Raw genomic sequence first — 25,765 nt, forward strand, 5'->3', positions numbered from 1 at the left:
CAGTCGCGGCAACATTATTAGTAAGTTCAAGTGCTTTTGCAGCATCACAGGTTGTGCATTCAGATAAAATGTTCACCACTGATGCGTTCACAAGTAAAGCAGCGGCATATGATGCAGGTTTTGATTACATTGATGGTCTAAAAAAATTACCAGCTAACGAATTACGTCACGAACTAACGGTGATCACCAATTCACCAGCACAAGACTTAGCGATTGATAAATCAAAAGTAACGATCCAAGAATTCGCTCAAACACGTGATCAAGTTGCTTACCGTGCAGTGGTTGATGTGGATTACCACTTCACTACACTGAAAACACAAAACTAATTTAACTTATCGTTTTAACTTATAGTTTTGACGATAGGAAAAGGTTCATCACCTAAAATGCCGTTAACTTACATAGTTAGCGGCATTTTTTTGTTTATTCATTTGTTTTGATATCTCCCATTACCCATTACAAACTAGCAACTAGTACTAGTTGTTAAATAACCCTTAGCTATTTTTGACCAATCTTATTAGTGAAAATAACTGCTCAGAGTAGAGAATAATTCTTGTTGGTTAATAGATCATTTATTCATTAGAAATTTTGCACAGACTGCAACCTATTGCATGCAATTTTATATCTTAAATTAATTCCCTTATTCTGATTAATGTTAAATAATATTCCCTATTTTCTCTAACAACCAAAAGCCTACTTCAAGCTTAAAGTTAACAAATGCTAGGCGCTAATGGGTTCAATCAAGACTTTATGTCCAATTTATAAAAAGATACGAAGATATTCTCCTCACGATTTACCCTATTTAAGGAAACTCAAACCTCTTACTTTCGATGTAAAATAGCGTTGTAACATCCGTTAAAAACTAGTTATGTGAGACAAACAACTTTATACAATTGCAAAAATAGGATTGACGCAGTTAATCGTAGCAAAGGCCATCATGTATATCTTGCTTTGAACTACGAACGAGTTAGCTACTGGAGGATGTATCTTGAATGCAGAGAAATACAACCTCCTCCACTTCATTTGATCAACGCTGTTTAATTGCTTTTGTAAAAAGCTATGAATCAAGCCATTAAACAAAACTTAAAACAAAAAAGGCCGATTAATCATCGATTAATCGGCCTTATAAAACTTACTTATCATTTTAATCTAAGTACGTTTTCAACTAACACATAAATTATTTATTACGCGGTTCCGTTCTCATTCCCATTATTAAGCTAACACACATAATTAACAAAATAATAGTGAATGGTAATGCGGTGGAAATTGCTCCAGCTTGTAGTGCCTGAATCGCTTCTGTACCACCAACCCAGAGTAATGCAGCCGCAATCGCACCTTCAATTAGCGCCCAGAAAACACGCTGTGGAACAGGTGCATCAACTTTACCACCGGCAGTGATACTATCGATCACTAAAGAACCAGAGTCTGAAGAGGTAATGAAGAATACCAACACTAACACAACAGCCAATAATGAAAGCATGCTACCAAATGGTAATTGGTCAAACATTTGGAACATCGCTAATGGTACTTCAGTTAAACCGTTAGTACCTAGTTCACCAACATTATTAATCACTTGATCGATAGCTACACCACCAAATACTGACATCCAAAGAATAGTCACAGTGGTTGGAATGATAAGTACAGCCATTAAGAACTCACGGACAGTACGACCACGAGAAATACGAGCAATAAACATACCTACAAATGGTGACCATGAAATCCACCATGCCCAATAGAAAACAGTCCAACCGTGCATCCAAGCTTCGTCTTCACGACCCATAGGATTACTCAGTGGAATAATGTTTTCTATGTAGCCCATTACAGTAGTAGGAATAGTCCCCATTGAAACTGCAAGTGTCACTAGCGCGACAAACAGTACTAAAACAATAGCTAATAGCATATTGATATTACTGATGACTTTAACACCGCCATCGATACCACGTACAACTGAAACCACCGCTAACAGAGTCACCACTACAATGATAATAATCTGTGTGGTTAAACCAGAGTCAATACCAAATACATGATGGAATCCACTTGCAGCTTGTTGTGCACCTAAACCTAATGACGTTGCTAGACCAAATAAGGTAGCGATAACAGCCAAAATATCAACAATATGACCAGCAATACCCCAAGTACGATCACCTAAGATAGGGTAAAAAATAGATCGCATTGAAAGTGGTAAACCTTTGTTATAAGCAAAAAATGCTAATGACAATGCAACCACACCATAGATAGCCCATGGGTGAAGACCCCAATGGAACATGGTAGCGCCTAACGCCAGTTTTGCAGCTTCCGGTGTATTTGGTGTTACATTTAATGGTGTTTCATACCAACCAGTGAAATACGCGACAGGTTCCGCAACGCCCCAGAACATCAATCCAATACCCATACCTGCGGCAAAGAGCATTGAAATCCATGACATGGTTGTATAATCACTTTTAGCATCATCTCCACCTAGACGGATTTTACCGTAGGGTGAAACAATTAAAACCAAACAGAAAATAACAAATATATTTGCTGACCACATAAATAGGCCATCAAATGCGCCGATAATTTGCCATTTTATTCCATCTAATGCAGCTTTAGAAACTTCTGGGTCAACTAACATAATCGCAATTAAAAACAGGGCGATTAAACCTGCACTAAATCCAAAAACGGGATTATGAACATCAAATCCCCATTTTTGAACGTTATCCTGACCTACAGTGTAATCGGTGTTATCGATACTGTATTTATCTTTATTTAAACTCATTATTCCTCATTTAGAGCAAACCGCTCTTAATTATTAATCCATATTACCGAATAAATGATAACAAACGTGTTTCGGCGAAACATAGTAACAAAATGAATGTTACATTTCAGTGGAACCGCCTCAATTAAATCATATTTATCTAAAATCAAGCTAAAAACAACCATTATTCAGGAACTAAATAACTAAGCTGTTGCCCGTATACCGCTATTTAGAGGAATTTAAAAACCAAAAAATATTTACAAATATTTATTTTCTTATTTTATTTCTCTGAGCAATAGTCCTTATTGTGCGTTTGAAAATTATGTTTAGGTTCAATCTGCACACTTATCATTATGCTTGGTCTGCATTGAAAGCGAGTTTGCTAACAATCCCCCTTCTTTTGTTATCCCTGATTAGATTTTTGATTATCATTATTAAAACAACCAAGCTTCGATTCACTACAGCCTCACTTAGATTCAAATAATGAATGCATAACTTATTGTTATAATTATCTAATCAATTTTATTCAAAATGAAATTTGAAACGCTTAATAATGGGTAATTGATAGATAATTATTGGCTTTTTTATTACAATGATTTTTTTACTTTTTTCAAATGGAATGTCAATGTCACTTCGTATTGCAATAAATGGTTATGGGCGTATTGGACGTAGTGTTGTACGTGCATTATTTGAGGGAAATCATCAAACACAAATCGATATTGTCGCGATCAATGAGTTGGCGACACCGGAAGCGATTTGTCATTTAACGCAATATGACTCAACCCATGGACGCTTTCCTTTTGAAGTTTCACAAAGCCATGATTTACTGATTATTGAACACCACCCTATTCAGTTGCTCGCATTTAAAGAGATCAATGAGCTACCTTGGAAAGCGCTTGATATTGATATTGTGATTGATTGTACTGGGTTATATGGTACAAAAGCAGACGCTGATGCACATATATTAGCAGGCGCAAAAAAGGTCATTTTCTCTCATCCTGCCGACCAAGATGTTGATGCCACTGTGGTATATGGTGTTAACCACCAACAATTAACGGGTGATGAGCAGTATATATCTGGCGCATCCTGCACCACTAACTGTATTGTGCCTGTCATTGCTAGCTTAGACAGTGCATTTACGATTAAGTGTGGCACCATCACCACTATCCACTCTGCGATGAACGACCAACCAGTGATCGACTCTTACCACCATGATTTGCGCAGAACACGAGCCGCCAGCCAGTCTATTATTCCAGTGGATACCAAATTAGCAGCGGGTATTGAACGTATTTTACCTAAGTTTGCCAATAAGTTTGAAGCCATTGCTGTCCGTGTTCCAACCATTAATGTCACCGCAATGGATCTGAGTATCACGGTTGATAGTAAAGTCTCAATTGCGGACATTAATGCCTGCTTGAAACAAATAGCAGAAACAGAATTAAAAGGTATTTTAGGTTATACGGAAGCGCCTTTAGTGTCTGTCGATTTTAATCATGATCCTCGTTCTTGCATTATTGATGGAACGCAGACAAGAGTGAGTGATGGACATTTAGTTAAACTATTGGTGTGGTGTGATAATGAGTGGGGATTTGCAAATCGTTTATTGGATACTTGCCTACACTTTAAAAAATTAGCTGAATAGTCATTGTTAGCATCTAAACGCATACATAAAACGTATTTAGATGCTAAACCATTTCAAGACGCATACCATCTTCGAAATGATATAGCCTATTAACGATTATTCAATTTACCCTTATTTAATAAGCTGCTCTTCAAGAAACTACTCTTTAATGAACTAGGCTTCAATGAATTCTATGCTACATTCATAAGATCCCATTTCAAAAATTCTACAAACCCAGGGTCTATTCTCATAGATAGTACACAGCTTTGTTTCTCGATCAACACAAATACACCAACCGTCTTCTAAACGTTTCATGGTTTCCCCTCCCCATTGGTCGCGCTTAATAAACCGTTCAGGTACACCCGTATCTGTAATCAACATTACCTCTAGCTGACAACAAGCGGCTTTACATTTAGAGCAGGTTAAATCAGGGCTATTTACTTCTTTTATTGGGATCGGGTTGGTCATTTTTTCACAATTAGTTAACATCAAAACGCTAAGCCTATAGGGCTCTGTACGTAAAAGATAGTTTGATGTTTATTTTTTACCTTAAGCGCTCTGATTTTAACTTAAACAGTCTGATTTTATATTAAGCAACGACTTTTTTAGTTGAAAGGTCCTCGGTATTCAATGCTAGTCCTGTTTTTACAAAGCTTGAGAAGTGCGCTAAGGTTTTTTCTGCCAATGACGGTAATTGTTCAAACTCAATATTATCCATTAAATTTTTAACTTCTAAGCCCAGCTCGGTATCACCTTCAATACTTAAACGGCGTTGGAAAAATAAAGTATCAGGATCTTCTTTTCGACCTGCAACTAAAATTAAGTCATTCACCGTTGCGCTAAAAGAGACATCTGTTTGTGGTGCATTTTGCTTGATAATAATATGGTTATTTTCAAAGCTTAAGTACCAACTCAAATTTAAGTCGTTAATGGTCACTTTTAACCATTTATGTTGTAAAAATTCAAGGTCCCCATCTTCAATAGCTTCTTTAAACACACAACTAACAATGCTATTTAAACACTTTTGCTGGACTGAAAAAGGTAAAAAACGACTCGGTAATGCTAACAAAGACGGCGTTTTAACAACCAACTGTTGCTGTATTTTATTGCGTAATGGAGTGAACATGGATTTCCTTATTAAATGCGGGCTTTTTTAGGAATCTAAATAGACTAAAAATAATGATAAAAGGCGAACAATCGTAAATTCTGCTGATTGTAAACCCGCCTTTAAAAGAACTACTTAGCTTAAATCAATTTAACAGTTATCAATTGGACGATTATTTGTAAGTGATTAACTCAGAACAGAATAAAACAACTCAAGATAACTAAATGAATCGTGTTTGCCTGCCCTATATCAATAAAACTCTCATCACTTTTTTTACAATAAGCCCATTGAAAATTCATAAAGGAAATAACATGGAGCTTTTATGTCCAGCAGGTAGTTTGCCCGCATTAAAAACCGCTATCGATTGTGGTGCAGATGCCGTCTATGTGGGATTAAAAGATGATACCAACGCTCGTCATTTTGCTGGTTTAAATTTTAACGACAAAAAGTTGGCTAAAGGGGCACAGTATGTTCGTGACCATAACAAACATTTACATGTTGCTATTAATACTTTTGCCCACCCGGGTGAACAAAAACGATGGTTTAATGCCGTCGACAAATGTGTTGATTTAGGCGCAAATGCCGCAATTATTGCTGATATTGCAACTTTGGATTATGCCGTTAATAAATACCCTGAATTAGAGTTACATTTATCGGTACAAGCATCAGCCACTAATACCGCTGCCATCGATTTTTATCAAAAAAACTTTAATATCAAACGCGTTGTTCTACCAAGAGTGCTATCTATTCATCAAGTAAAACAGTTATCACGTAATACCGATGTTGATTTAGAAGTGTTTGCCTTTGGTAGTTTATGTATTATGGCGGAAGGCCGTTGCTATTTATCCTCTTACTTTACCGGTGAATCACCTAATACGGTGGGCGCATGCTCTCCTGCAAAGTATGTTCGCTGGCAAGAAACAGATAATGGATTAGAGTCTCGTTTAAATAATATTCTGATTGATCGCTACCAAAGCAACGAAAAAGCCGGTTATCCAACCTTATGTAAAGGTAAATTTACCGTAGATGATCAGCTTTACCACGCACTAGAGGAACCCACCAGTCTTAATACTTTATCGATGATCCCTGAATTAATGGAAACCGGTATTACCTCGGTCAAAATTGAAGGCCGTCAACGCAGTCCTGCTTATGTTGAACAAATTACGCGTGTTTGGCGAGCAGCAATTGATAGCTATCAACAAGCGCCGCAACAATACCAAGTTAAAAAAGATTGGGATGTAGTATTAGCGAATGTTTCAGAGGGCAGCCAAACTACTTTAGGTGCCTACCATCGTGACTGGCAATAGTGTGCTAACGGTTTAAACAGGGAAATTTATGAAATTATCATTAGGGCCTTTATTATATTACTGGCCAAAACAAACCACTGAAGACTTTTATCAACAAGCACTAAGCAGTGATGCTGATATTATTTATTTGGGTGAAACTGTGTGTAGTAAACGTCGTGAGCTAAAAGCACGTGACTGGATAAACCTAGCTAAAGCCTTAAATAATCAGGGTAAAGAAATTGTATTATCAAGTATGGCGCTTTTAGAGGCACCTTCTGAAGTAAAAGTATTAAAGCAACTTTGTGAAAATGGCGAACTTTCGGTTGAAGCAAACGATATTGGAGCGATTCAATTATTATCTGAAAAGAAAGTCCCCTTTGTTTGTGGCCCAGCGATTAATTGTTATAACGCACATGTGCTTAAATTATTTGTTAACCAAGGAATGCAACGCTGGGTAATGCCAGTAGAGCTTTCGCGTGATTGGTTACAAAAAGCATTGATTGATGCACAAGCAATGGGGATCCGCGAACATTTTGAAGTGGAAGTCTTTGCCCATGGTCATTTACCACTCGCTTATTCCGCGCGTTGTTTTACCGCTCGTTCAGAAAATAAAGCTAAAGATGATTGCGAGTTATGTTGTATTAAATACCCGCAAGGTCGTATTACAAGCACTCAAGAAGGACAACAAGTCTTTGTTTTAAATGGGATACAAACACAATCAGGTTATTGCTATAACTTGTTAAATGATGTTGAAAGCATGCGAGGATTGGTTGATGTTGTACGCGTTAGTCCAAGCTCGTTAGATAGCTTAGCGACTTTACAGCAGTTTAAGCAGCAGATCCTAGGCGACTCACAAACAATTAAACACGATAACTTACAATGTAATGGATATTGGCACAAAATAGCAGGCCTTTCTTTACATCAATAAGTATTCAACCAGTGCCCTCAAATTAGCCGCCGCATTGCTGTGGAGGCTCTATGATGGCGTACCTAATTAATAATACTCATGGTTTTTACATGCGCAAAAACGTTACTGCCGATAGCCAGATTAAGCTTGTTAAATGAGCGTAAGGTTATATAAGCATAGATAAACTGTGAGTTAATTTTTAATGTTAATATCACTGCTTTTTGTTGATCCTGAGAGAAATCAATCACCTGTGCAGTAAGACAATTTAATAAAGAACTTCCTTCAATCGGTTTAAGTGCGATGATCACATCTCGGCTATTAATTTTCACCTGTATTTGCTTTGTTAATGGAGCTTGGTCTGCTGATATGTATAAAGTTTGCCCATCTAAGCAGCCTTTTATTAACCCTTCGACTGGATCAAATTGTTTAACTAATACGTTTAAAATCAAACCTTGCTGAGCAAACTTAATCAATGATAATTCACTATCTAAAAACAGTTGTTGCGGCTCACCGATTGCTTCTATTTCACCATTATTAACCAATATCATTTGTTTACTCAGATAAAAAAGTTCATGTTCAGAGTGAGTAATGTACAAAATGGGAATATGTTCACTGATCTGTTTAATAAAGGGTAATAACAACTGTTTGCTACTGGCATCTAATGACGAAAGAGGTTCATCCATCACTAACAATTGTGGATTCGTTAATAAAGCACGCGCAATAGCGATGCGTTGCTTTTGCCCTCCGGAAAGTTGTGTAGTTTGGTGATTTAACAACTCCGTAAATCCTAAGTTCTGAGCCAGTTTTTGAATAGTAAAGGCGCTGTTTTCAGATTTATTAACCGCCAGTTGTAGATTTTGTTGCACGTTTAAATGCGGAAATAATCTAGGCTCTTGAAAGACCACGCCAATATTTCTTTTCTCTGTCGCCACCCGCAATGGTTTATGAACAGTACTTTTAGATTTCGCCTTATTGCTTTCGGGTTGGTTCAACCACTGTTGTTGTTGAAAACTGATCTGCCCGGTGCATTGTTCTAAACCAATTAAACAACGTAATAAGGTTGTTTTACCCGCACCAGAATCACCAAAAATAGCACATACACCGGATAAGTTTAATTCACCTTTAAAGTGCAACGTTCTAGTTTTATGATTTGAAGTACTGTTAATTTTGAAGTTTTTTTGAATATCGAACTTAAGCATTTAATACCCGTTGCTGACGCTTTTGTAAGAAACCATAAATGACCACCAGCAGTGACATTGAAAATACTAATAAAATAAATGAAAGTTGATGCGCAGAGCTATATTGTAAAGATTCCACATGGTCAAATAACAAGATAGATAAGACCTGCGTTTCCCCTGGAATGTTCCCACCAATCATCAAAACCACGCCAAATTCGCCAATGGTATGTGCAAATCCCAATGCACCAGAAATAATAAAACTAGGCAATAACATAGGAAAAATTATTTTATATAACCGTTCATACTTTCCATAACCAAGGGTCGAACTGACTTCTAAATATGTTTTATCAAGGTGGACAAAAGCACTTTGTAATGGCTGAACTACAAAGGGTAATGAATAGATCACTGAAGCAATGACTAAACCTGTAAAAGAAAAAGCCAATGAGGTTTCACTAAAACCCAACCACCACTGCCCTAAAAAGTGCTCCGGTGAAAAGGCGATTAACAGATAAAAACCAAGAACAGTTGGCGGCAATATTAATGGCAATGCCACCAGCGACTCAATTAAAGGACGTAATTTAGCTTGACTGCGCGCTAACCACCAAGCTAAAGGCGGTGCCATTATCATCAACAAAAAAGTAGTTAATCCTGCTAACTTTAAAGTCAGCCAAATTGCTTGATAATCACCTGCGCTAAGCATTAATTATAACCTTGCTGTGCAATTTGCTTTTGTATCGTCGAGGACAGTAAAAATTGCTTAAATAATTCAGCTTGTTGGTTTTTTTGATCATTTGTGATCACACCATATTGTGTAATAGGTTGGTGCCATTGCAGAGGAATCAACACATAATGTGTTTGCTGTTTTTGAATCACTGCAGCGTAAGAGACTAAGCCCGCGGCAACACTTTTGGAGTCCACAAACTGGAAAGCTTGATTGATATTATTACCCATAACGTAGGGTTGCGATTGCCATTTTTCAGTAAACGTTAATGCTTGTTGGGCTGCAATGCCATAGGGTGCAAATTTAGGGTTAGCAATAGCAAGCCTATCTTGATAAGTTATAAAATCATCTAACGTAGGTTGATGATTAAGTGCTGGTTGCCAAAACACTAAGCGTCCTTGAGCATAGATGAAACCAAGGTGCTGTGCCGTTTTATTCGCATCAATCAATAATTTCACATGCTTTTGGTCCGCCGATAAAAACAGGTCAAAGGGAGCGCCACGTAAGATTTGTTGGTAAAGCGTCGCGGTGGAAGCACTAGAAATATGAACCTCAATGGCAAACTGCTTAGTGAACTGTCGAGCAATGTCTAACGCGGCTACTTTAAAATTACTGGCAACGGCAATATTTAAGGGTTCAAGATTAAGCGCTTTAATATTTTCAGCCGTATTTTGATTATTCACAGAGGTAACCGGCTTTACTTCTTTTACTGCGACTGTTGCTGCTATCCCATTAGCAGCCATTAATGAGCTAACAAGCAATATAGCAAAACATAGAAAACGCTTATTTAATCTTTTCAACATTGATTTTCACCTTGGTATTACGTATGCGAATTTATCTGTCTTATCTGTTTTTTGCCTTAATATGCAACTTCCTGCCTGAGTATAGTTTCAACCGCATTAGCTTAAGTTTTAAAGACAGCTTCACTAAATAGCGATTAACTTTGCCACTTATTCAGTGCATGTTGATCGTGTTCTCTTGCATCAACCCATTTAGTTTCACCGTTTGCCATGGTTTCTTTTTTCCAAAATGGTGCCTGTTTTTTCAAAAAATCCATAATGAATTCACAAGCTGCAAACGCATCACCACGATGTTGGCTTGCAATGCCTACAAACACGATTTGGTCAGAAATAGCCAACTGACCAACGCGGTGGATAACGCTAAAGTCAATGATATTCCAACGTTGCTGTGCTTGTTCGACAATATCCTGTAAACATTTTTCTGTCATACCAGGATAATGTTCTAATGTAAGATCACTGACTTGTTGACCTTCGTTAATATCTCGAACCAATCCGGTAAATGTTACGATTGCACCTATTTTAGTGGTACTTTTTAAGCGATCGTACTCAACCTGTTGGTTAAAATCTAACTCCTGTACACTGATCATTTAACCTCCTGTAACGGGAGGAAAATAAGCTACTTCGTCACCGTCTTTTAATGCAACATCATTAACGACCATCGCTTGATTAACTGCTTTTAAACAAGGTTGGGAAGTTAAAATCGGCGCCCATTCAGCTTTATGGTTTAACAAGTAAGCAAATAGTTGCTTAGTATCTTCAGCATTTTCTGCATCAACTTGTAATTCTCTAACACCCAGCTGTTCACTTAACTTGGCAAAAAATAGTACTTTAATCATCCTAGCTCCCTATTCCGCAGCTTTAAAGTGGCCTGACTTACCACCTGTTTTCTCTAATAGTTTTACTGCAGAAATAACCATATCTTTTTGAATCGCTTTACACATGTCGTAAATGGTTAATGCAGCAACTGAAGCAGCTGTTAGAGCTTCCATTTCAACACCGGTTTTGCCAGATAATTTACATAAACTTTCAATACGTACTCGATTCATATCTGTTTCTGCTGTGATATTTACTTCCACTTTTGTTAATGCCAATGGGTGGCAAAGTGGTATTAAATCTGAGGTTTTTTTGGCAGCCATAATACCTGCAATACGTGCAGTCGCAAATACATCACCTTTATGGTGTTGACCATTAACAATTAAAGCAAGTGTTTCCGGTGACATATCCACATAAGCTTCAGCAATTGCCTGACGAACGGTTACTTCTTTAGCAGTAACATCGACCATGTTCGCTTTACCATCTTGGTTAATGTGCGTAAAAGTTGCAGACATTATTTAGCTCCTAAATGCGGCATAAAGTTACATGGTTTATGCTGTGCATTGATTTGCTCAACAATAATTTTTGTCCATGCCGTTTTACATGCCCCTGTTGAACCAGGCATACAAAAAATAACGGTATTATTAGCAAACCCAGCTAATGCACGACTTTGAATCGTTGAAGAACCAATTTCTTGGTAAGACACGGCACGAAATAACTCACCAAAACCTTCCACCTGTTTATCAAACAATACAGATACAGCTTCAGGCGTTGTATCGCGAGCAGTAAACCCAGTGCCACCCGTGATCATGATCACTTCGGTCTTTTCATCTGCTATCCATTGAGATACAACAGCACGAATTTTATAAGGGTCATCAATCACTATTTTTTTATCTGTAAGTTGGTGCCCTGCTGCTTTTAAAGCCTCAACTAAGTAACCGCCTGAAGTATCTGTAGATTCGTTACGAGTATCTGAAACGGTCAATACTGCGATGTTAGCAGGCGTAAATTCTTTGCTTGATAGATGGCTCATGTTAATCCTTATAATTTTTAAATGGTTGCTTTGTTCTGGTTAAATAAGAGTAGCATTTGAAATACTAGCTATCACACTCATTAAGTGACTTATTTTTATCAGAAAATAACTGCTTTAATGTTTCTATGCCGGTTTTTCTGAATACAGATTTTCTGTAACAGCTACTTTAAAACATGGGTGACACTGTACTTGATTTTTTGTTGTATCAAATTGAGTTATATCAGTGCCTAAGTGTTTTTTAAAATTGTGTAGAGACTATTTAAATTTGACCGTCTGCATTTTGTTATAGGTTACTAAGCACCGCTGCCATTGCTCCGGCGTATTGGTATTTTCAAATCTAAATAGATCAACTTGCTGTTGACTTATCCCCTCTATATTTAACGTTTCAATTAAACGATATAAAGAACGCTGCTTTTTATGAACAGAGTTAAGCGCGTCGTTTAAATAGGTTATTAATGTATCATTCAGCGATAATAACATTGGAAAGGTCGTTTCTTTGTAATATACGCCTTGTTTACCTGTAATGGATTGATTTGTAAATTGCTTTATAAAATGTTGCAGCAATTTATTACAATCTTCTGCAGCTAATAACGGCATATCCACTGGCATAATAAACAGCGCATCGTATTTTTTGCTTTGTTTTGGGGCGTAATGTTTAGGGGCGTAATATTCTGGAGCAGAATACGCTGAATTATCAATTGACGGGCAAGCCTGTTTTAGTCCACTTAGTTGTGTCGCACAAGCCGCTATACCTGCAATGGGGCCCAACTCTGATTGTGTATCTGGGATACAATTAAACCCTTGATAATCACCACTAACGTAACAATCCTCAAACCCAGCAGCATGTAATAAATTAACTGCACGCGATAACAGTGTATGATCTTCAATAGTGAGCTTGGCTTTGTCTTGGCCCATTCTAGATGATTGTCCACCCGCTAATACGATACCCGCTATGTTCACATTTTTTCCTAATGGTGTTGTGTTTATAAAATTAATTTAGTCTAGTAACTGTTATTTTAGTAACTATTACCCGAGTAATTATTCCCCGAGTAACTATTCCCTAGTAACCATTATGCGTATGCGGTTCTAGACAATAAAAAAAGGAGCTCAAAGCTCCTTTTTTATATTAGTATAACGTCTAATTTACCAGCCTTCTATGTCTTTCATGTCAGGTAATTGATGCGCAATACCTTTGTGACAATCAACACAGGTTTTGTCTCCTGAAGCAAGTGCCGTTGAATGTTGGCTCACGCTACGTTTACCTTGTTCACTAAAATCCATATATTCAAATTGATGACAGTTACGACATTCCTGTGAGTTATTTTCCTTCATCCTTTGCCACTCACGATTAGCTAAATGCGCACGCCGAGCTTTAAATTTTTCATCCGTATCAATGGTACCCATTGCAAATGCAACCAACTCTTTAGATGCCTGTACTTTACGTACAATTTTATCTGTCCAATTATGGGGCACATGACAATCCGAACAAATAGCACGTACACCAGAGCGATTTGAATAATGGATAGTTTCACGGATTTCTTTAACAATTGGTGCATGACAACCAGAACAAAAAGCTTCGGTATTAGTTGCTTCCATGCCGGTATTAAAACCACCCCAAAAGATGATCCCGCCTAAAAAGCCAATCACTAGAATAAATCCAAATGAGGCAGTTGAAGGTGACTTCATGATCACCCATAAACGCTTTAATAGTTTAAGCATAATTTGTGCTCCCGCTTAGCGTAATGAATCTACCGGTGTGAATGTATTATCAACCAGAGGCTTAGCATCTGCTTGTGTCACATGACACTGTAAACAAAAGTAACGGCGAGGTGAAACATCAGACAATGTTGTACCTTCACGAGTAATAAAGTGAGTTACACTGACTTTAGTCGCTCCCATCGCACCTGCATTTTTAAAACTATGACAAGACAAACATTTGTTAGCATTTAAATTCACTTGATAACCACGGATAGAATGTGGAATCAATGGTGGTTGCTGAACATAGTTACGATCCATAAGGTGCTGTTCTCTTGGCACTTTTTTAAGTGCTTCAGATTGATTAACATCTGATATTTCAACTAAGCCACGTAGAGATGGCACACCACCACTATTTGACATAACAACATCATCGGCACTGTAAGCACTAGGTGCAGATAATGCGATCACTGATACAGTAAAAATCGCTGTGATAAATTTTTTCATTGCTTTTCTCCATCTTGTTATATTTTTATAACAAAGAGTCCATTTAATAGAGTACATGTGTTGCTTACGCTACTTGCATTATCAAAGTAGCGTTATTTTATTAGCGTTGCTTAATTACGCTTTTTTAGTAACTTTTACAGCACATTTTTTGTAATCAGTTTGTTTTGATAACGGATCAGTTGCATCAAGAGTTAACTTATTAGTTAACTGTTTAGCATCAAACCAAGGCATAAATACCAAACCTTTAGGCGGACGATTACGTCCACGCGTTTCAACACGAGAAGTTAATTCACCACGTCTTGAAGCCATTACAATTTCGTCTCCACGACGTAAACCACGTTGCTGGGCATCATCCGGGTGCATAAATACCACCGCATCAGGGAAAGCTTTATAAAGTTCCGGTACACGCCTTGTCATCGAACCTGAATGCCAATGCTCTAGTACACGACCAGTACTTAACCATAAGTCATATTCTTCGTCAGGCGACTCTGCAGCAGGCTCATAAGGTAGAGCAAAAATAATCGCTTTTTTATCTGCATGTCCATAAAATTGGTAACCAGTACCCTTTTCAACATAAGGATCTGAACCTTCACGGAAACGCCATTGTGTTTCTTTTCCATCTACTACCGGCCAGCGTAAACCGCGTACTTCATGATATCTATCATAAGGTGCTAAATCATGTCCGTGACCACGACCAAAGCTTGCGTATTCTTCAAATAGGCCTTTTTGCACATAAAAACCAAAATGACGAGCTTCATCATTTAATTGATCATCTTTCACTTCATCCAAACCAAATGCATCGACTTGTCCATTACGATAAAGTACGTCGTACATGGTTTTACCTTTCACTTCTGGCATTTTTGCAATCAAGTCTGCATCCCATACGTCTTCAATTTTAAAACGTTTAGCAAACTCCATCATTTGCCATAGGTCAGACTTTGCACCCTCAGGAGCTTTAACCTGTTGATGCCAAACTTGAGTACGACGTTCCGCATTACCATAAGCACCCTCTTTTTCTACCCACATCGCTGTTGGCAAAATTAAGTCACCTAGTTGTGCCGTCACAGTTGGGTAAGGGTCTGATACCACGATAAAGTTATCCGGATTACGGTAACCTGGGATCACTTCTTCGTTTATATTCGCTGCCGCTTGTACGTTGTTATTACACATCACCCAATAAGCATTTAATTTACCGTCTTTGAGCATACGGTTTTGTAAAGCGGCATGGTAACCCGGCTTCGCTTCAATAGTTCCTTCAGGTAACTTCCAGATTCTTTCTGCAGTAGCACGATGTTTAGGGTTTTTAACCACTAAATCAGCCGGTAAACGATGCGAGAAAGTACCTACTTCACGAGCAGTACCACAAGCAGAAGGCTGGCCAGTTAAAGAGAACGGACCAGAACCTGGTTGAGAAATTTTACCCGTTAATAAATGGACGTTGTACATCAAGTTATTTGCCCATACACCACGTGTATGTTGATTGAAGCCCATCGTCCAGTAAGAAGTTACTTTAATTTTTGGATCGGCATAAATTTTAGCAAGTTTTATCAGTTTATCAGCAGGTACACCTGACATTTTTTCTGCATATTCGACATCAAATTCAGAAACGTACTCAGCAAACTCTTCAAAGCTCATTGGCGTTGAAGCGCCCGAGTCTGGATTTTTAGCCGCCTGCTGTAGAGGATGCTCTGGACGAAGTCCATAACCGATATCGGTTGTTCCTTTACGGAAGTTAGTATGTTTAGTAACAAAGTCTTTATTCACCGCATCATTTTGAATAATGTAGTTTGCAATAAAGTTAAGTATTGCGAGGTCAGTTTGTGGCGTGAAGATCATGCCATTATCTGCTAACTCAAACGAACGATGTGTATAAGTAGATAAAACATGTACGCTAACATCTGGATTACTTAAACGACGATCAGCTAATCGAGACCATAGGATCGGGTGCATTTCTGCCATATTCGATCCCCATAATACAAATGCATCTGCATTTTCTAAGTCATCATAACAACCCATTGGCTCATCGATACCGAAAGTACGCATAAAACCACCTACCGCAGAAGCCATACAATGACGAGCGTTAGGATCAAGGTTATTCGTTCTAAACCCTGCTTTCATTAATTTACTAGCCGCATAACCTTCCATTACAGTCCACTGACCAGAACCAAACATGCCTACTGCAGTAGGACCTGTTTTTTTCAAAGCATCTTTGAATTTAACCGCCATAATATCAAAGGCAACGTCCCAAGAAACAGGTTCAAATTCACCATTTTTATCATAAATACCATTGGTCATACGTAGTAATGGTGTTGTTAAACGATCTTTACCGTACATGATTTTAGAAAGGAAATAACCTTTCACACAGTTAAGGCCTTTATTAACAGGAGACTCAGGATCGCCCTGTGTTGCTACCACTTTGCCTTCCTGTGTACCGACTAAAACACTACAGCCAGTTCCACAAAAGCGACATGGTGCTTTTTCCCATTTAATTTTAGTCGCATCTTTACTCGCTATAATATTACTAGCTGATACGGGTAATGCTATGCCTGCAACTGCAGCAGCTGAGGCTGCCGCTTGTGCTTTCATAAACTCACGTCTGGTAAATTTCATTGTATTTCCTCGCTGTTATTTTGCGTAGATTTTTCAAACTCGTGGTAAACAAGACTAGTGTGTACTACACCGTCAATGTCGTTAATTTGGTCAATGCATTCCATTATTTGGCGTTGATTAGCCGCTTCAATAATGACAATCGCCTTTCCATGCTCTGTCACTGTTACTAATTCCGCTCTAGACATCGTGTTGATGCTGTTAGTTAGGTCTAGTATTTTTTCAGACTTAACATGTACGATTAAACTCGACACATGTAATTCTTCTTCTTTCATTTATCTTCCTTAATACTAATGGCGCTAGTTGGACAGGGAGAAAAACAGGCACCACAGCCATTACATAATGTTAAATCGATTTCTGGTATAGCATTGATGCCAATTTTAAAACTCAAGGCTTGTTCGGGACAACTTTCACCACAACTGCGACAATAAACGTTTTGGTTAGCTAGACAGCTTTCTGCGATAATTGCTTTTTTATGCCAAGGTGTTTCTGTTGTCGCTACAAAAATATCTTCTTCGCAGCTTTTCGCGCATTCTCCACAAAAGGTGCATTCCCCTAATGAAAAATCCACCACTGGAAAACCTGCATCACCCTGAACAATGATTTTTTCAGGACAACTGCTAATACAGCTTTTGCATTGGGTGCAGTTATTAACAAATTGTTGACTGTCTTCAATCCATGGCATCAAATTGTTGATCACCAAATCCGATTGTCGACGAAATAAATTGCGTTTGTGTAAATCAATGTCGGGCATACTGAAACTAATTGTTAAATTAATGTTAATTGAATATGGATGTAACTGTAGCAGAAGCATTTAAAAAAAAGAGGGTAGTTGAAGTGCAGTTGATATAGATCAAGAGATTTATGCAGGTTTGAGACATTCCCCGCAAATAGCGGAGAATATTTAGACAACTCAATAACTAACCGCCTATTGATGCTAAGTGCGGTGTTCCTCCTGACAGTCCTAAATCAAGAAAATGTGATGACTTTTTCTCTTTCAAAGCAGCAACAATTGTTGCTTTTAATTGCTCTTTATCCGTTTTATTTTGTAACAAATGACGCAGTTCAACCCCCTCTTCGCCAAATAAACATAAATGTAATCGGCCCACAGAAGACACACGTAAGCGATTACAATTATCACAAAAATCTTTACTGTAGGGCATGATCAACCCTATCTCCCCGAGATGTTCGGGGTGCGTAAATACTTCTGCAGGACCATCATTTGCGTGACGCGTTTTTTGTACCCATTGTTGCTTTAATAGCGTTTCTTTTATGCTTTGACCTGATAGATGATAACGATTAAAAAACTCGGTATTATCTTCTGTTTTCATCAATTCAATAAAGCGTAGTTGAATCGGTTGATGTTTGATCCAATTAATAAAGGTTGTCAGATCCGTATCATTTAAGCCTTTCATCAATACACTATTCACTTTAACTTGCTTAAAGCCAGCCTTTGCGCAGGCTTCTACGCCTTCCATAACTTTATGAAAGATATTTTTACCGGTAATAAGGTTAAAGGTATTGGCATCTAAACTATCGACACTGACATTGATCGCACTTAACCCTGCCTCATACCATTCAACGGCATGTTTACTTAAATTAAAACCGTTGGTGGTGGTTGCGACTTTTTTAATGCCATCGGTGTTAGCCACCAGCTTAATAATATTCGCATAGTCTTTACGTAAACTTGGCTCTCCACCGGTAATTCTTACTTTGGTAGTACCTAGTTCAGCAAAGGCATTGATTAAGTTTTTAATTTCACTTTCTGATAAAAATTGTTTTTGATGGGTTCGTTGGTATCCATCGGGTAAACAATAATTACATTTGAAATTACATTCATCGGTGATCGACAACCGTAAATATTCAAATTTACGCTGGTATTTATCTATTAATTGCATGGTCAGTTCCTTTCCAAACACGGGAGGCAAACTCATTTCTAAGTTTACCCTTCTTATCCATTAACGGGATAAGCGGCTTGCCTCGCATATTTACTAAAAGTTATGATAAACTTAGCGATTCAAGCTCGGAGCTATAAAAATTAGATGACATCATCCTCCATATCAAGGAGACTCTATCAACTCGTTACCTATTATTCTTAACTATGTATGAAGATTAATCTACTATTTCATTCACTTTCTATCACAAGAGTGATTTCAACATTCTCCGTACTGCTACTTATCATAGCAGGAACACATACGCTTATCTTTATTACTACCTCCCATAGTCAAGATAACAACAATGAAGCGATCAATAATTTAGTCACGCTCAAGCATAAAGCCATACATTTCCTTTATGAAGACCAAGCAGACCGAGACCAAATCCATTCTTCTCTTAATGGATTTTCGCCATTGTTAGCTAATAAGCTATTAGAAAATAAATATTTAGATGTCAGTGACATCCATTTATCAAATATCAACCTACGCGCTGAACTACTGACTTTACAGCAGCAATTATATCAACTTTCAGATCAAGAATTAAAAACTCAGTTATCTCACGTTGTAGAACACGCTCAACTTACCATTCAACAATATCAGCAATTATTAAAAAAAGAATCATCACTTATTTTAGTTTCTGAAGTGGTCGTTTTCTTACTTATTGCCTCAAGCGCCTTATTTCTTCTTATTTACTGTCGACGTTATATCGTTGCGCCTATCAATCAACTTGAAGCCAATGTTAATTCTATTTCAAATCATCACTTTAACGTTAATTTTTCTGATAATGATAACGAAATTGGTGCTCTTTCAACCGGCCTACAAAGTATGTCTGCAGAACTCGAATCCTTGATTAATGCGATGCAGAAAAAAGTATTTGATAAAAAGACAGAACTAGAAAAAGCTAACGAAACGATTCAATTCTTGTTCACTATTTCGCAGCAACTTAGTACCGTTAAACTAACCCACTCGATAATTCGTGATGCCTTAAATGCACTCGCTAAACAAACCAATTTAACTAAGTTATGTTTGGAGTTAGAGAATGGAATTGAAATTGACAGTGACATTGGATGTGCAACAAAAACGGGCAATAATAAACGTATCCCTATCAATATTAACGGGAGCCCGTATGGTTATTTAAATTATATTCAAGGGGCTAACGACAGTGAAGATAACTCCGTGATTAATAGTTTCAGTAGTTTACTTGCTCGTGCCCTGTACCAAGAAGAATACAGTTTGCAGGAACAAAAACTATTATTAGTTGAAGAGCGTGGCGTTATTGCACGAGAATTACATGACTCCATAGCGCAAGCTCTGTCTTTTTTGAAAATTCAATGTACTGTTTTACGCCGCCAATTAGAGGCCAGTGCCGATAAAGATAATCAAGGTGCAAAAACATCCGTTAACAATATCGAAGAAGCAGTCACAGAAGCTTATGTACAGTTGCGTTCATTACTCTCCACTTTCCGCTTAAACATCGGTGTCTCTGACTTCAAAGAAGCCGTTGTTATTATGACTTCACAACTACAAAAACAAACAACCGCCAAGATAAAGATGGGCAAATTCGATTCTAATTTTCAAACTCATGCGAATCAACACATTCATATGTTGCAAATAGTTAGGGAAGCAATGATCAATGCAATGAAACATGCTGATTGTAATAACATTTTGATCAGCTGTGTGATTGAAGAAAAGCAAGTGATTATTACCGTACGTGATGATGGCATTGGTATTGAAGATAAACCGGGTAAAAATAATCATTACGGTATTGAGATAATGAATCAACGTGCAGAAGAACTTAATGCAGTTTTACGAATAAAAAACCTAACAGTTGGTACCGAAGTCAAACTTACCTTCAAAATTTGAGTAATTATTCATAATTTTTTATACCTATGATTATAAATCACTTATAATTCACATACCTGTTATTATTCAAGGTATATTATTAATGCCCTAGCTCAAGTGTTTAAGCAAAGAATCATATATAGGCTTAATGTAAATACTCAAATTCAATACTTTCTTATTTTAGATTGTGTATAGGTATTTATGACTCACGAATAACTTTTTTCATCTTGATTGATAACAGGTATACCCCCACTCATCGTTTACATTTATACTTGTGAGCAATTTTACGTTAACCATGACCAATTAAAGGAATCACAAATGAACAATGTATCTACAGTTATTGTTGTTGATGACCACCCTCTTATGCGTAAAGGCATCACTCAACTACTCAGTATTGACCCAAACTTTGTGGTAATTGATGAAGCAACAAACGGAATTGAAGCCGTCAGTATGGTCAAAAAACAACATCCCGATATGGTGTTATTAGATCTAAACATGAAGGCAGTGTCTGGTTTAGAAACCCTTAAAGCATTACGTAATGATGGCATCACCAGTAAAATTGTCATGCTTACGGTTTCCGATGCTAAACAAGACGTTATTTCCTTAATTAATCAAGGTGCTGATGGCTATCTTTTAAAAGATACCGACCCTGAACGTTTACTTGAGAATTTATATGATATCAAACAAGGTAAATTAGTAGTGAGTGACGATTTACGTCCTTACCTAGATTGCTTGGATCAAGAAAACAATATTCGAGATAAACTTTCTTCTCTTACTCGTAGAGAGAGCCAAATAATGCAAGAAATTTCGCGAGGCTTAAGTAACAAAGAAATTTCAGAAAACCTGAATATCTCAGAAGGTACAGTAAAAGTGCATGTTAAAAGTTTACTGAAAAAACTAGGCATAAAATCACGCGTTGAAGCGGCGGTGTTATTCTTAGAACAACCTAAATAAGCAAACTTAGATTAAAATACCAAGTAAAAAATGAATAAAACTGAGTAGCTGAATAAACTAGGCTGCTCAGTTTTTAATGATGCCTAATTAGGTTCACGTAATTAGGCATATATAATCAAAACAGTATCGTTTTACTTATCTAGAATGACATTAGCAATATTTATTAGAGCTTATTAGCTCGATTTAATATCACGTGAAAAGTAACGCCTTAGTAATATTCCACAGCTATATAACCTTTATTTTGGTAAACTTCCGAAATAAAGGTTTTTTGCTTTTAATTATATTTATTTTCACCTATCCATTGCGCCGAGAAGACTACCTATATTTATGCTTTCAGACTCACTAAAAAAAGAAATTAGAGCTAATTATGAACTCATAACAAAAGCCCTGCCACAATTTAAAGCACGTAAAGCTCAAAATTATTTAGTGGCTGAAATAGCGAAAGTTTTAGCAGGTAACTATGATAAGTCACGACGTATCCTGGTGGCGGAAGCCGGCACAGGAATAGGTAAGTCTTTAGCTTACATCTTGGCAGGGTTACCAGTAGCTTTAAGGTTGAATAAGAAACTAGTTATCTCTACCGCAACAGTGACTTTACAAGAACAATTAATCAGTAAAGATTTACCGTTTTTTCTACGCCACAGTGATTATAAATTTACCTTCACTTTAGCCAAAGGTCGACAACGCTATTGTTGCGAGCATAAGCTACTCAACCAACAGCAAGATGAATCTCAACAAACACTTCTGTTTACAGAGAAACCGCAACCGGGTGATAGTGAATTATTAAGCAAAATGCGTAACGCATATTTAGATGGTAAATGGAATGGCGACCAAGATAGCTGGGCAACGCCTATCCCTCGTCGCATTTGGCAACAAATAGTTTCCGATAAACACAGTTGTAAAAAAGCCTTATCAAATCATAGACAATGTCCATTTCATCGAGCACGAGACAATATCAATAAAGCCGATGTGATAGTGGTTAACCACGCCTTGTTATTAGCAGACTTGGAATTAGGGGGAGGCGTTATCTTGCCTGAGCCCGATGCCTGTTTTTATGTACTTGATGAGGCACATCATTTACCTAAAATATCACGCGACTTTTCGAGCGCAAGCGTGAATATAAAAAGCAGTCAAGATTGGCTAAAAAAAATCAAGCAAGTAAGCACACATATTAATCGTGTAGTACATCGTCAAACTACCATTACACCGGGCCTAACTATGCTAGAAAGTGCCAACGAAATGGTTAATGATTTACAAACAATAGAACTCTATTTCCGTCATAACCCGCTTAATTATAATAAGTCGAATCAATATCGTTTTGCCATGGGTGAAGTGCCTGAAGGTATTGTTAATTCACTGATTAGTTTAAAGGAAGAGACCAAAAAGTGTTTAAGTGCGGTCAATAAACTATCTACCATCACATCGGAAGAGTTAAAAGACGCTAATATAAAATTATCCGATGCAGAGCCTATTTTAATCGAAACAGGTTTTTATATTCAACGTTTAGAAAACCTACTTGCTCTTTGGAAAATGTTGCTCAAGGAGCGTGCTACTCATCAAGCGCCTATTGCTGCGTGGGTGAACAATGAAAATGATGGATTCACACTTTGTGCTAGTCCCCTAGAAGTAGGTGGTTTATTAGAATATATGCTCTGGTCTCAAGCAGCTGGCGTTATTTTATGCTCTGCAACCTTAACCTCTTTAAATAGTTTTGATTATTTTATGCGTCAATCAGGTTTGAAGAATAATGATGGCACGCAATACTTGCGCCTTAAGTCTCCATTCGATTATCCTGCGATCCCCCTCAATGTCGCCAATATGAAAAAGGATCCCACTGAATCTGGATTTGATAACGAATTAATCGATAATATTGCTCAACGTATACAGGAAAAACAAGCCAACTTAGTATTATTTGCTTCTTATTGGCAAATGAACCTAGTAGCAGATAAGTTACGCCGAAAATATCCTAAAGCGCTGTTAGTACAGGGTGAAACGTCTCGTACTAAAATGATCACCAGCCATAAAAAGAACTGCGATCAGGGACTAACCAGCATTCTATTTGGTACCGGCAGTCTGGCGGAAGGTTTAGATTTACCAGGGCATTACCTAACCAATTTAATCATCACAAAATTGCCCTTTGCAGTACCTGACTCTCCCGTTGAAGAGGCGCATGCAGAATGGATCACCTCAAAAGGTGGCAATCCATTTATGCAAATCACTATACCAGAGGCCAGTAAAAAATTGATACAATCCTGTGGCCGTTTAATTCGTAAAGAAACAGATACTGGACAAATTACCTTGTTAGATAAGCGCGTTATAACCAAACGCTATGGCAAAAGTTTAATTGATGCCCTTCCCCCTTTTGCTTTAAATGTAGAGAAATAAAATGACAGAGTTTGTATTAGATCCCAGTAGCTGGATGCTATTGGCATTAGTTGGTTTAATAGCTGGCTTTATCGACGCAGTAGTTGGCGGAGGCGGTATGTTAACTGTACCGACTTTATTGAGTGTTGGTTTGCCACCTCACCTGACATTAGGAACTAATAAATTATCCGCATGTTTTGCTTCTGGTACAGCGGCTTATACCTATTTCCGTAAAAAGCTATTTAATCCCAAATTTTGGAAACATACCTTTTACAGTACATTAATTGGCGCCATGTTTGGGACCATTTTAGTAAACTATATTTCCACGGAATTTCTGAATAAGTTTTTACCTTTGGTGATTTTAGCGGTCGCAATTTATACTTTATTTAGTCGAGTAAAAGAAATTGATAACGCAGAGCTACCTGAAAACTCTCCTTTATTAAGAATAATTCAACGTATTCAAGGCTTTGTTTTAGGTTTTTATGATGGCGTTTCTGGCCCAGGAACGGGGGCATTTTGGGTTATCTCTAATATGCACTTATACCGCTTGAATATTCTATTATCCAGTGGTTTAGCTAAGGCAATGAACTTCACCAGTAATTTTGTTTCCCTATTAACCTTTATCTATTTTGGTCAAGTTAATTGGTTTATTGGGTTAACAATGGGCGTTTGCTTAATGCTGGGTGCTTTTATTGGAGCTCATTCTGCGATTTATTTTGGCGCAAAGTTTATCCGCCCATTATTTATTATTATTGTGCTTATTATGGCCATTAACCTCGGATATAACGCATGGTTCAGTCACTAGATTTAAAACATTTAAGCGCGTTATCCGATCAACTCGCTACGCTATCATCACGTTGCCAACAATGGGATGCACAAATCACCTTAACGGAGAATAAATCTTTCCGTTTTGAAGTGCATTTGTTCACCACGAGTAGCTTAACCTTGTCAGGTTACTGCCAGCAGATCCAAAATACATTTGATCACCTTAGCTACGTAATTAATAAAAATATGGATACGGTGATTATTAATTACGAGTGTGAACGTTTCGTTAATCAGTTTTCTGCATTGTTGAATATTGTTAACCAACTCGATGCCGGTAAAGCAGAAGGACTCTATAAACGTTATTCGACGCAACAGGAAAAAGTTTACCAACAATTGCAACGCCAGTATCAATATGAAAAGCGGCTATTAGCAATGATTAATGAAGAAAATAGCCTTTACCAGCAGGCAGTGGTTAGCAGTAACAAAGAAATTCATAAATCACGAGTCAGCGTGCTTAAAGAACGTTACCAAAAATGTAACGAATTTACACAAGCCTTAGAGTTTAAGATGGAAGCTTTAGACAATGATGAATGAGAAAGACAAACACAGCACAGATTTAGGATTAGCTTCTGCCCCTTTGGAAATTAAACTAGCCGTGGATCTTATTCAATTGTTAGAAGAAAACGACCTACCACTTGATGCTACTATTAAAGCATTAGAAATAACCTTACGTGACTTTAAAAACAAGCAACGTCAACAACTTACACATCCCCAAGAGTAAGATCCTTAACGCTAAGCCATAAACACAGACACTCATTTTATAAGCGCTGCTAATCGAAGCATTAAAATCAACTTAAACGAAAAAGGACATCAAATGATGTCCTTTTTTGTTAGGTCTTGTT

At 37.5% G+C, this 25,765-nt stretch carries 27 protein-coding genes and 1 riboswitch; of the genes, 10 read left to right on the forward strand and 17 right to left on the reverse strand.

The window, feature by feature from the left end; translation table 11 throughout:
* Window positions 1–326 (forward strand): DUF3316 domain-containing protein (locus GQR44_RS05365; protein ID WP_166370057.1); only part of this gene is annotated, 326 nt, incomplete at its 5' end.
* A gap of 848 nt (window positions 327–1,174) precedes the next feature.
* Here the strand turns inward: GQR44_RS05365 and GQR44_RS05370 are convergent.
* Window positions 1,175–2,752, reverse strand: coding sequence for a BCCT family transporter (locus GQR44_RS05370; RefSeq protein WP_166370059.1), 1,578 nt, complete (start codon window positions 2,750–2,752; stop codon window positions 1,175–1,177).
* 604 nt (window positions 2,753–3,356) lie between these two features.
* On the opposite strand from GQR44_RS05370, the gene epd reads away from it, so the two are divergent.
* Entirely contained in the window at window positions 3,357–4,373 is a 1,017-nt protein-coding gene (gene epd, locus GQR44_RS05375) for an erythrose-4-phosphate dehydrogenase (protein ID WP_166370061.1), read from the forward strand.
* A gap of 153 nt (window positions 4,374–4,526) precedes the next feature.
* Here the strand turns inward: epd and GQR44_RS05380 are convergent, their stop codons facing one another.
* Window positions 4,527–4,820 (reverse strand): YkgJ family cysteine cluster protein, encoded by a 294-nt coding sequence (locus GQR44_RS05380; RefSeq protein WP_166370437.1) that lies wholly within the window; start codon window positions 4,818–4,820, stop codon window positions 4,527–4,529.
* 121 nt (window positions 4,821–4,941) lie between these two features.
* On the reverse strand, window positions 4,942–5,478 hold the full coding sequence (locus GQR44_RS05385) for an SCP2 sterol-binding domain-containing protein (protein WP_166370063.1): 537 nt from the start codon (window positions 5,476–5,478) through the stop codon (window positions 4,942–4,944).
* 290 nt (window positions 5,479–5,768) lie between these two features.
* On the opposite strand from GQR44_RS05385, the gene GQR44_RS05390 reads away from it, so the two are divergent.
* Window positions 5,769–6,764, forward strand: coding sequence for a peptidase U32 family protein (locus GQR44_RS05390; RefSeq protein WP_166370065.1), 996 nt, complete (start codon window positions 5,769–5,771; stop codon window positions 6,762–6,764).
* A 28-nt stretch (window positions 6,765–6,792) separates the two neighbouring features.
* Complete coding sequence (locus tag GQR44_RS05395) at window positions 6,793–7,671, forward strand: U32 family peptidase (protein ID WP_166370067.1); 879 nt, start codon at window positions 6,793–6,795, stop codon at window positions 7,669–7,671.
* A gap of 62 nt (window positions 7,672–7,733) precedes the next feature.
* On the opposite strand, the gene modC is transcribed toward GQR44_RS05395, so the two are convergent.
* From modC to moaA, 14 genes are all read right to left on the reverse strand, one after another.
* A complete protein-coding gene (modC, locus tag GQR44_RS05400) occupies window positions 7,734–8,849 on the reverse strand; it encodes a molybdenum ABC transporter ATP-binding protein (RefSeq protein WP_166370069.1) in 1,116 nt (371 codons plus the stop codon).
* Window positions 8,842–9,528 (reverse strand): molybdate ABC transporter permease subunit, encoded by a 687-nt coding sequence (gene modB, locus GQR44_RS05405; protein ID WP_166370071.1) that lies wholly within the window; start codon window positions 9,526–9,528, stop codon window positions 8,842–8,844. The genes modC and modB overlap by 8 nt, the downstream gene beginning before the upstream one ends.
* A complete protein-coding gene (modA, locus tag GQR44_RS05410) occupies window positions 9,528–10,352 on the reverse strand; it encodes a molybdate ABC transporter substrate-binding protein (protein WP_166370073.1) in 825 nt (274 codons plus the stop codon). Before modA ends, modB begins: the two co-directional genes overlap by 1 nt.
* A 134-nt stretch (window positions 10,353–10,486) precedes the next feature.
* Window positions 10,487–10,936 (reverse strand): molybdopterin synthase catalytic subunit MoaE, encoded by a 450-nt coding sequence (gene moaE / locus GQR44_RS05415; RefSeq protein WP_166370075.1) that lies wholly within the window; start codon window positions 10,934–10,936, stop codon window positions 10,487–10,489.
* On the reverse strand, window positions 10,937–11,185 hold the full coding sequence (locus GQR44_RS05420; protein WP_166370077.1) for a MoaD/ThiS family protein: 249 nt from the start codon (window positions 11,183–11,185) through the stop codon (window positions 10,937–10,939).
* Between the two features lie 9 nt (window positions 11,186–11,194).
* The gene (moaC, locus tag GQR44_RS05425) at window positions 11,195–11,677 is read right to left on the reverse strand and encodes a cyclic pyranopterin monophosphate synthase MoaC (protein ID WP_166370079.1); all 483 of its coding nucleotides are present in this window, start codon (window positions 11,675–11,677) and stop codon (window positions 11,195–11,197) included.
* Window positions 11,677–12,195 carry a molybdenum cofactor biosynthesis protein B gene (gene moaB / locus GQR44_RS05430; protein ID WP_166370081.1) on the reverse strand — a complete coding sequence of 173 codons (519 nt, stop codon included), beginning with the start codon at window positions 12,193–12,195 and terminating at the stop codon, window positions 11,677–11,679. The genes moaC and moaB overlap by 1 nt, the downstream gene beginning before the upstream one ends.
* A 255-nt stretch (window positions 12,196–12,450) precedes the next feature.
* A complete protein-coding gene (locus GQR44_RS05435; RefSeq protein WP_166370083.1) occupies window positions 12,451–13,155 on the reverse strand; it encodes a molybdenum cofactor guanylyltransferase in 705 nt (234 codons plus the stop codon).
* A 183-nt stretch (window positions 13,156–13,338) separates the two neighbouring features.
* The gene (locus GQR44_RS05440) at window positions 13,339–13,914 is read right to left on the reverse strand and encodes a NapC/NirT family cytochrome c (RefSeq protein ID WP_166370085.1); all 576 of its coding nucleotides are present in this window, start codon (window positions 13,912–13,914) and stop codon (window positions 13,339–13,341) included.
* A gap of 15 nt (window positions 13,915–13,929) precedes the next feature.
* On the reverse strand, window positions 13,930–14,397 hold the full coding sequence (locus tag GQR44_RS05445) for a nitrate reductase cytochrome c-type subunit (RefSeq protein WP_166370087.1): 468 nt from the start codon (window positions 14,395–14,397) through the stop codon (window positions 13,930–13,932).
* A gap of 114 nt (window positions 14,398–14,511) precedes the next feature.
* On the reverse strand, window positions 14,512–17,007 hold the full coding sequence (gene napA / locus GQR44_RS05450) for a nitrate reductase catalytic subunit NapA (protein WP_166370089.1): 2,496 nt from the start codon (window positions 17,005–17,007) through the stop codon (window positions 14,512–14,514).
* Window positions 17,004–17,279, reverse strand: coding sequence for a chaperone NapD (locus GQR44_RS05455; protein ID WP_166370091.1), 276 nt, complete (start codon window positions 17,277–17,279; stop codon window positions 17,004–17,006). Before GQR44_RS05455 ends, napA begins: the two co-directional genes overlap by 4 nt.
* Entirely contained in the window at window positions 17,276–17,758 is a 483-nt protein-coding gene (gene napF / locus GQR44_RS05460; protein ID WP_166370093.1) for a ferredoxin-type protein NapF, read from the reverse strand. Before napF ends, GQR44_RS05455 begins: the two co-directional genes overlap by 4 nt.
* A gap of 166 nt (window positions 17,759–17,924) precedes the next feature.
* Window positions 17,925–18,902, reverse strand: a complete 978-nt coding sequence (gene moaA, locus GQR44_RS05465) for a GTP 3',8-cyclase MoaA (protein WP_166370095.1) — start codon at window positions 18,900–18,902, stop codon at window positions 17,925–17,927.
* A riboswitch (molybdenum cofactor riboswitch) is annotated at window positions 18,893–19,045 on the reverse strand. It overlaps the preceding gene by 10 nt.
* 64 nt (window positions 19,046–19,109) lie before the next feature.
* Between moaA and GQR44_RS05470 the strand changes: the two genes are divergently transcribed.
* From GQR44_RS05470 to GQR44_RS05495, 6 genes are all read left to right on the forward strand, one after another.
* A complete protein-coding gene (locus GQR44_RS05470) occupies window positions 19,110–20,801 on the forward strand; it encodes a histidine kinase (RefSeq protein ID WP_166370097.1) in 1,692 nt (563 codons plus the stop codon).
* A 297-nt stretch (window positions 20,802–21,098) separates the two neighbouring features.
* Complete coding sequence (narL, locus tag GQR44_RS05475) at window positions 21,099–21,734, forward strand: two-component system response regulator NarL (protein WP_166370099.1); 636 nt, start codon at window positions 21,099–21,101, stop codon at window positions 21,732–21,734.
* Window positions 21,735–22,061: 327 nt separating this feature from the next.
* Window positions 22,062–24,119 carry an ATP-dependent DNA helicase DinG gene (gene dinG / locus GQR44_RS05480; RefSeq protein ID WP_166370101.1) on the forward strand — a complete coding sequence of 686 codons (2,058 nt, stop codon included), beginning with the start codon at window positions 22,062–22,064 and terminating at the stop codon, window positions 24,117–24,119.
* Between the two features lies 1 nt (window position 24,120).
* Window positions 24,121–24,903 carry a TSUP family transporter gene (locus tag GQR44_RS05485; protein WP_166370103.1) on the forward strand — a complete coding sequence of 261 codons (783 nt, stop codon included), beginning with the start codon at window positions 24,121–24,123 and terminating at the stop codon, window positions 24,901–24,903.
* Complete coding sequence (gene priC, locus GQR44_RS05490) at window positions 24,888–25,457, forward strand: primosomal replication protein PriC (protein ID WP_166370105.1); 570 nt, start codon at window positions 24,888–24,890, stop codon at window positions 25,455–25,457. Before GQR44_RS05485 ends, priC begins: the two co-directional genes overlap by 16 nt.
* Window positions 25,447–25,644, forward strand: coding sequence for a DUF2496 domain-containing protein (locus GQR44_RS05495; protein WP_240923570.1), 198 nt, complete (start codon window positions 25,447–25,449; stop codon window positions 25,642–25,644). The genes priC and GQR44_RS05495 overlap by 11 nt, the downstream gene beginning before the upstream one ends.
* Window positions 25,645–25,765 lie beyond the last annotated feature (121 nt).

Origin of the sequence: Psychromonas sp. SA13A (assembly GCF_011378715.1) — a bacterium.
Taxonomy (GTDB): Bacteria; Pseudomonadota; Gammaproteobacteria; order Enterobacterales; family Psychromonadaceae; genus Psychromonas.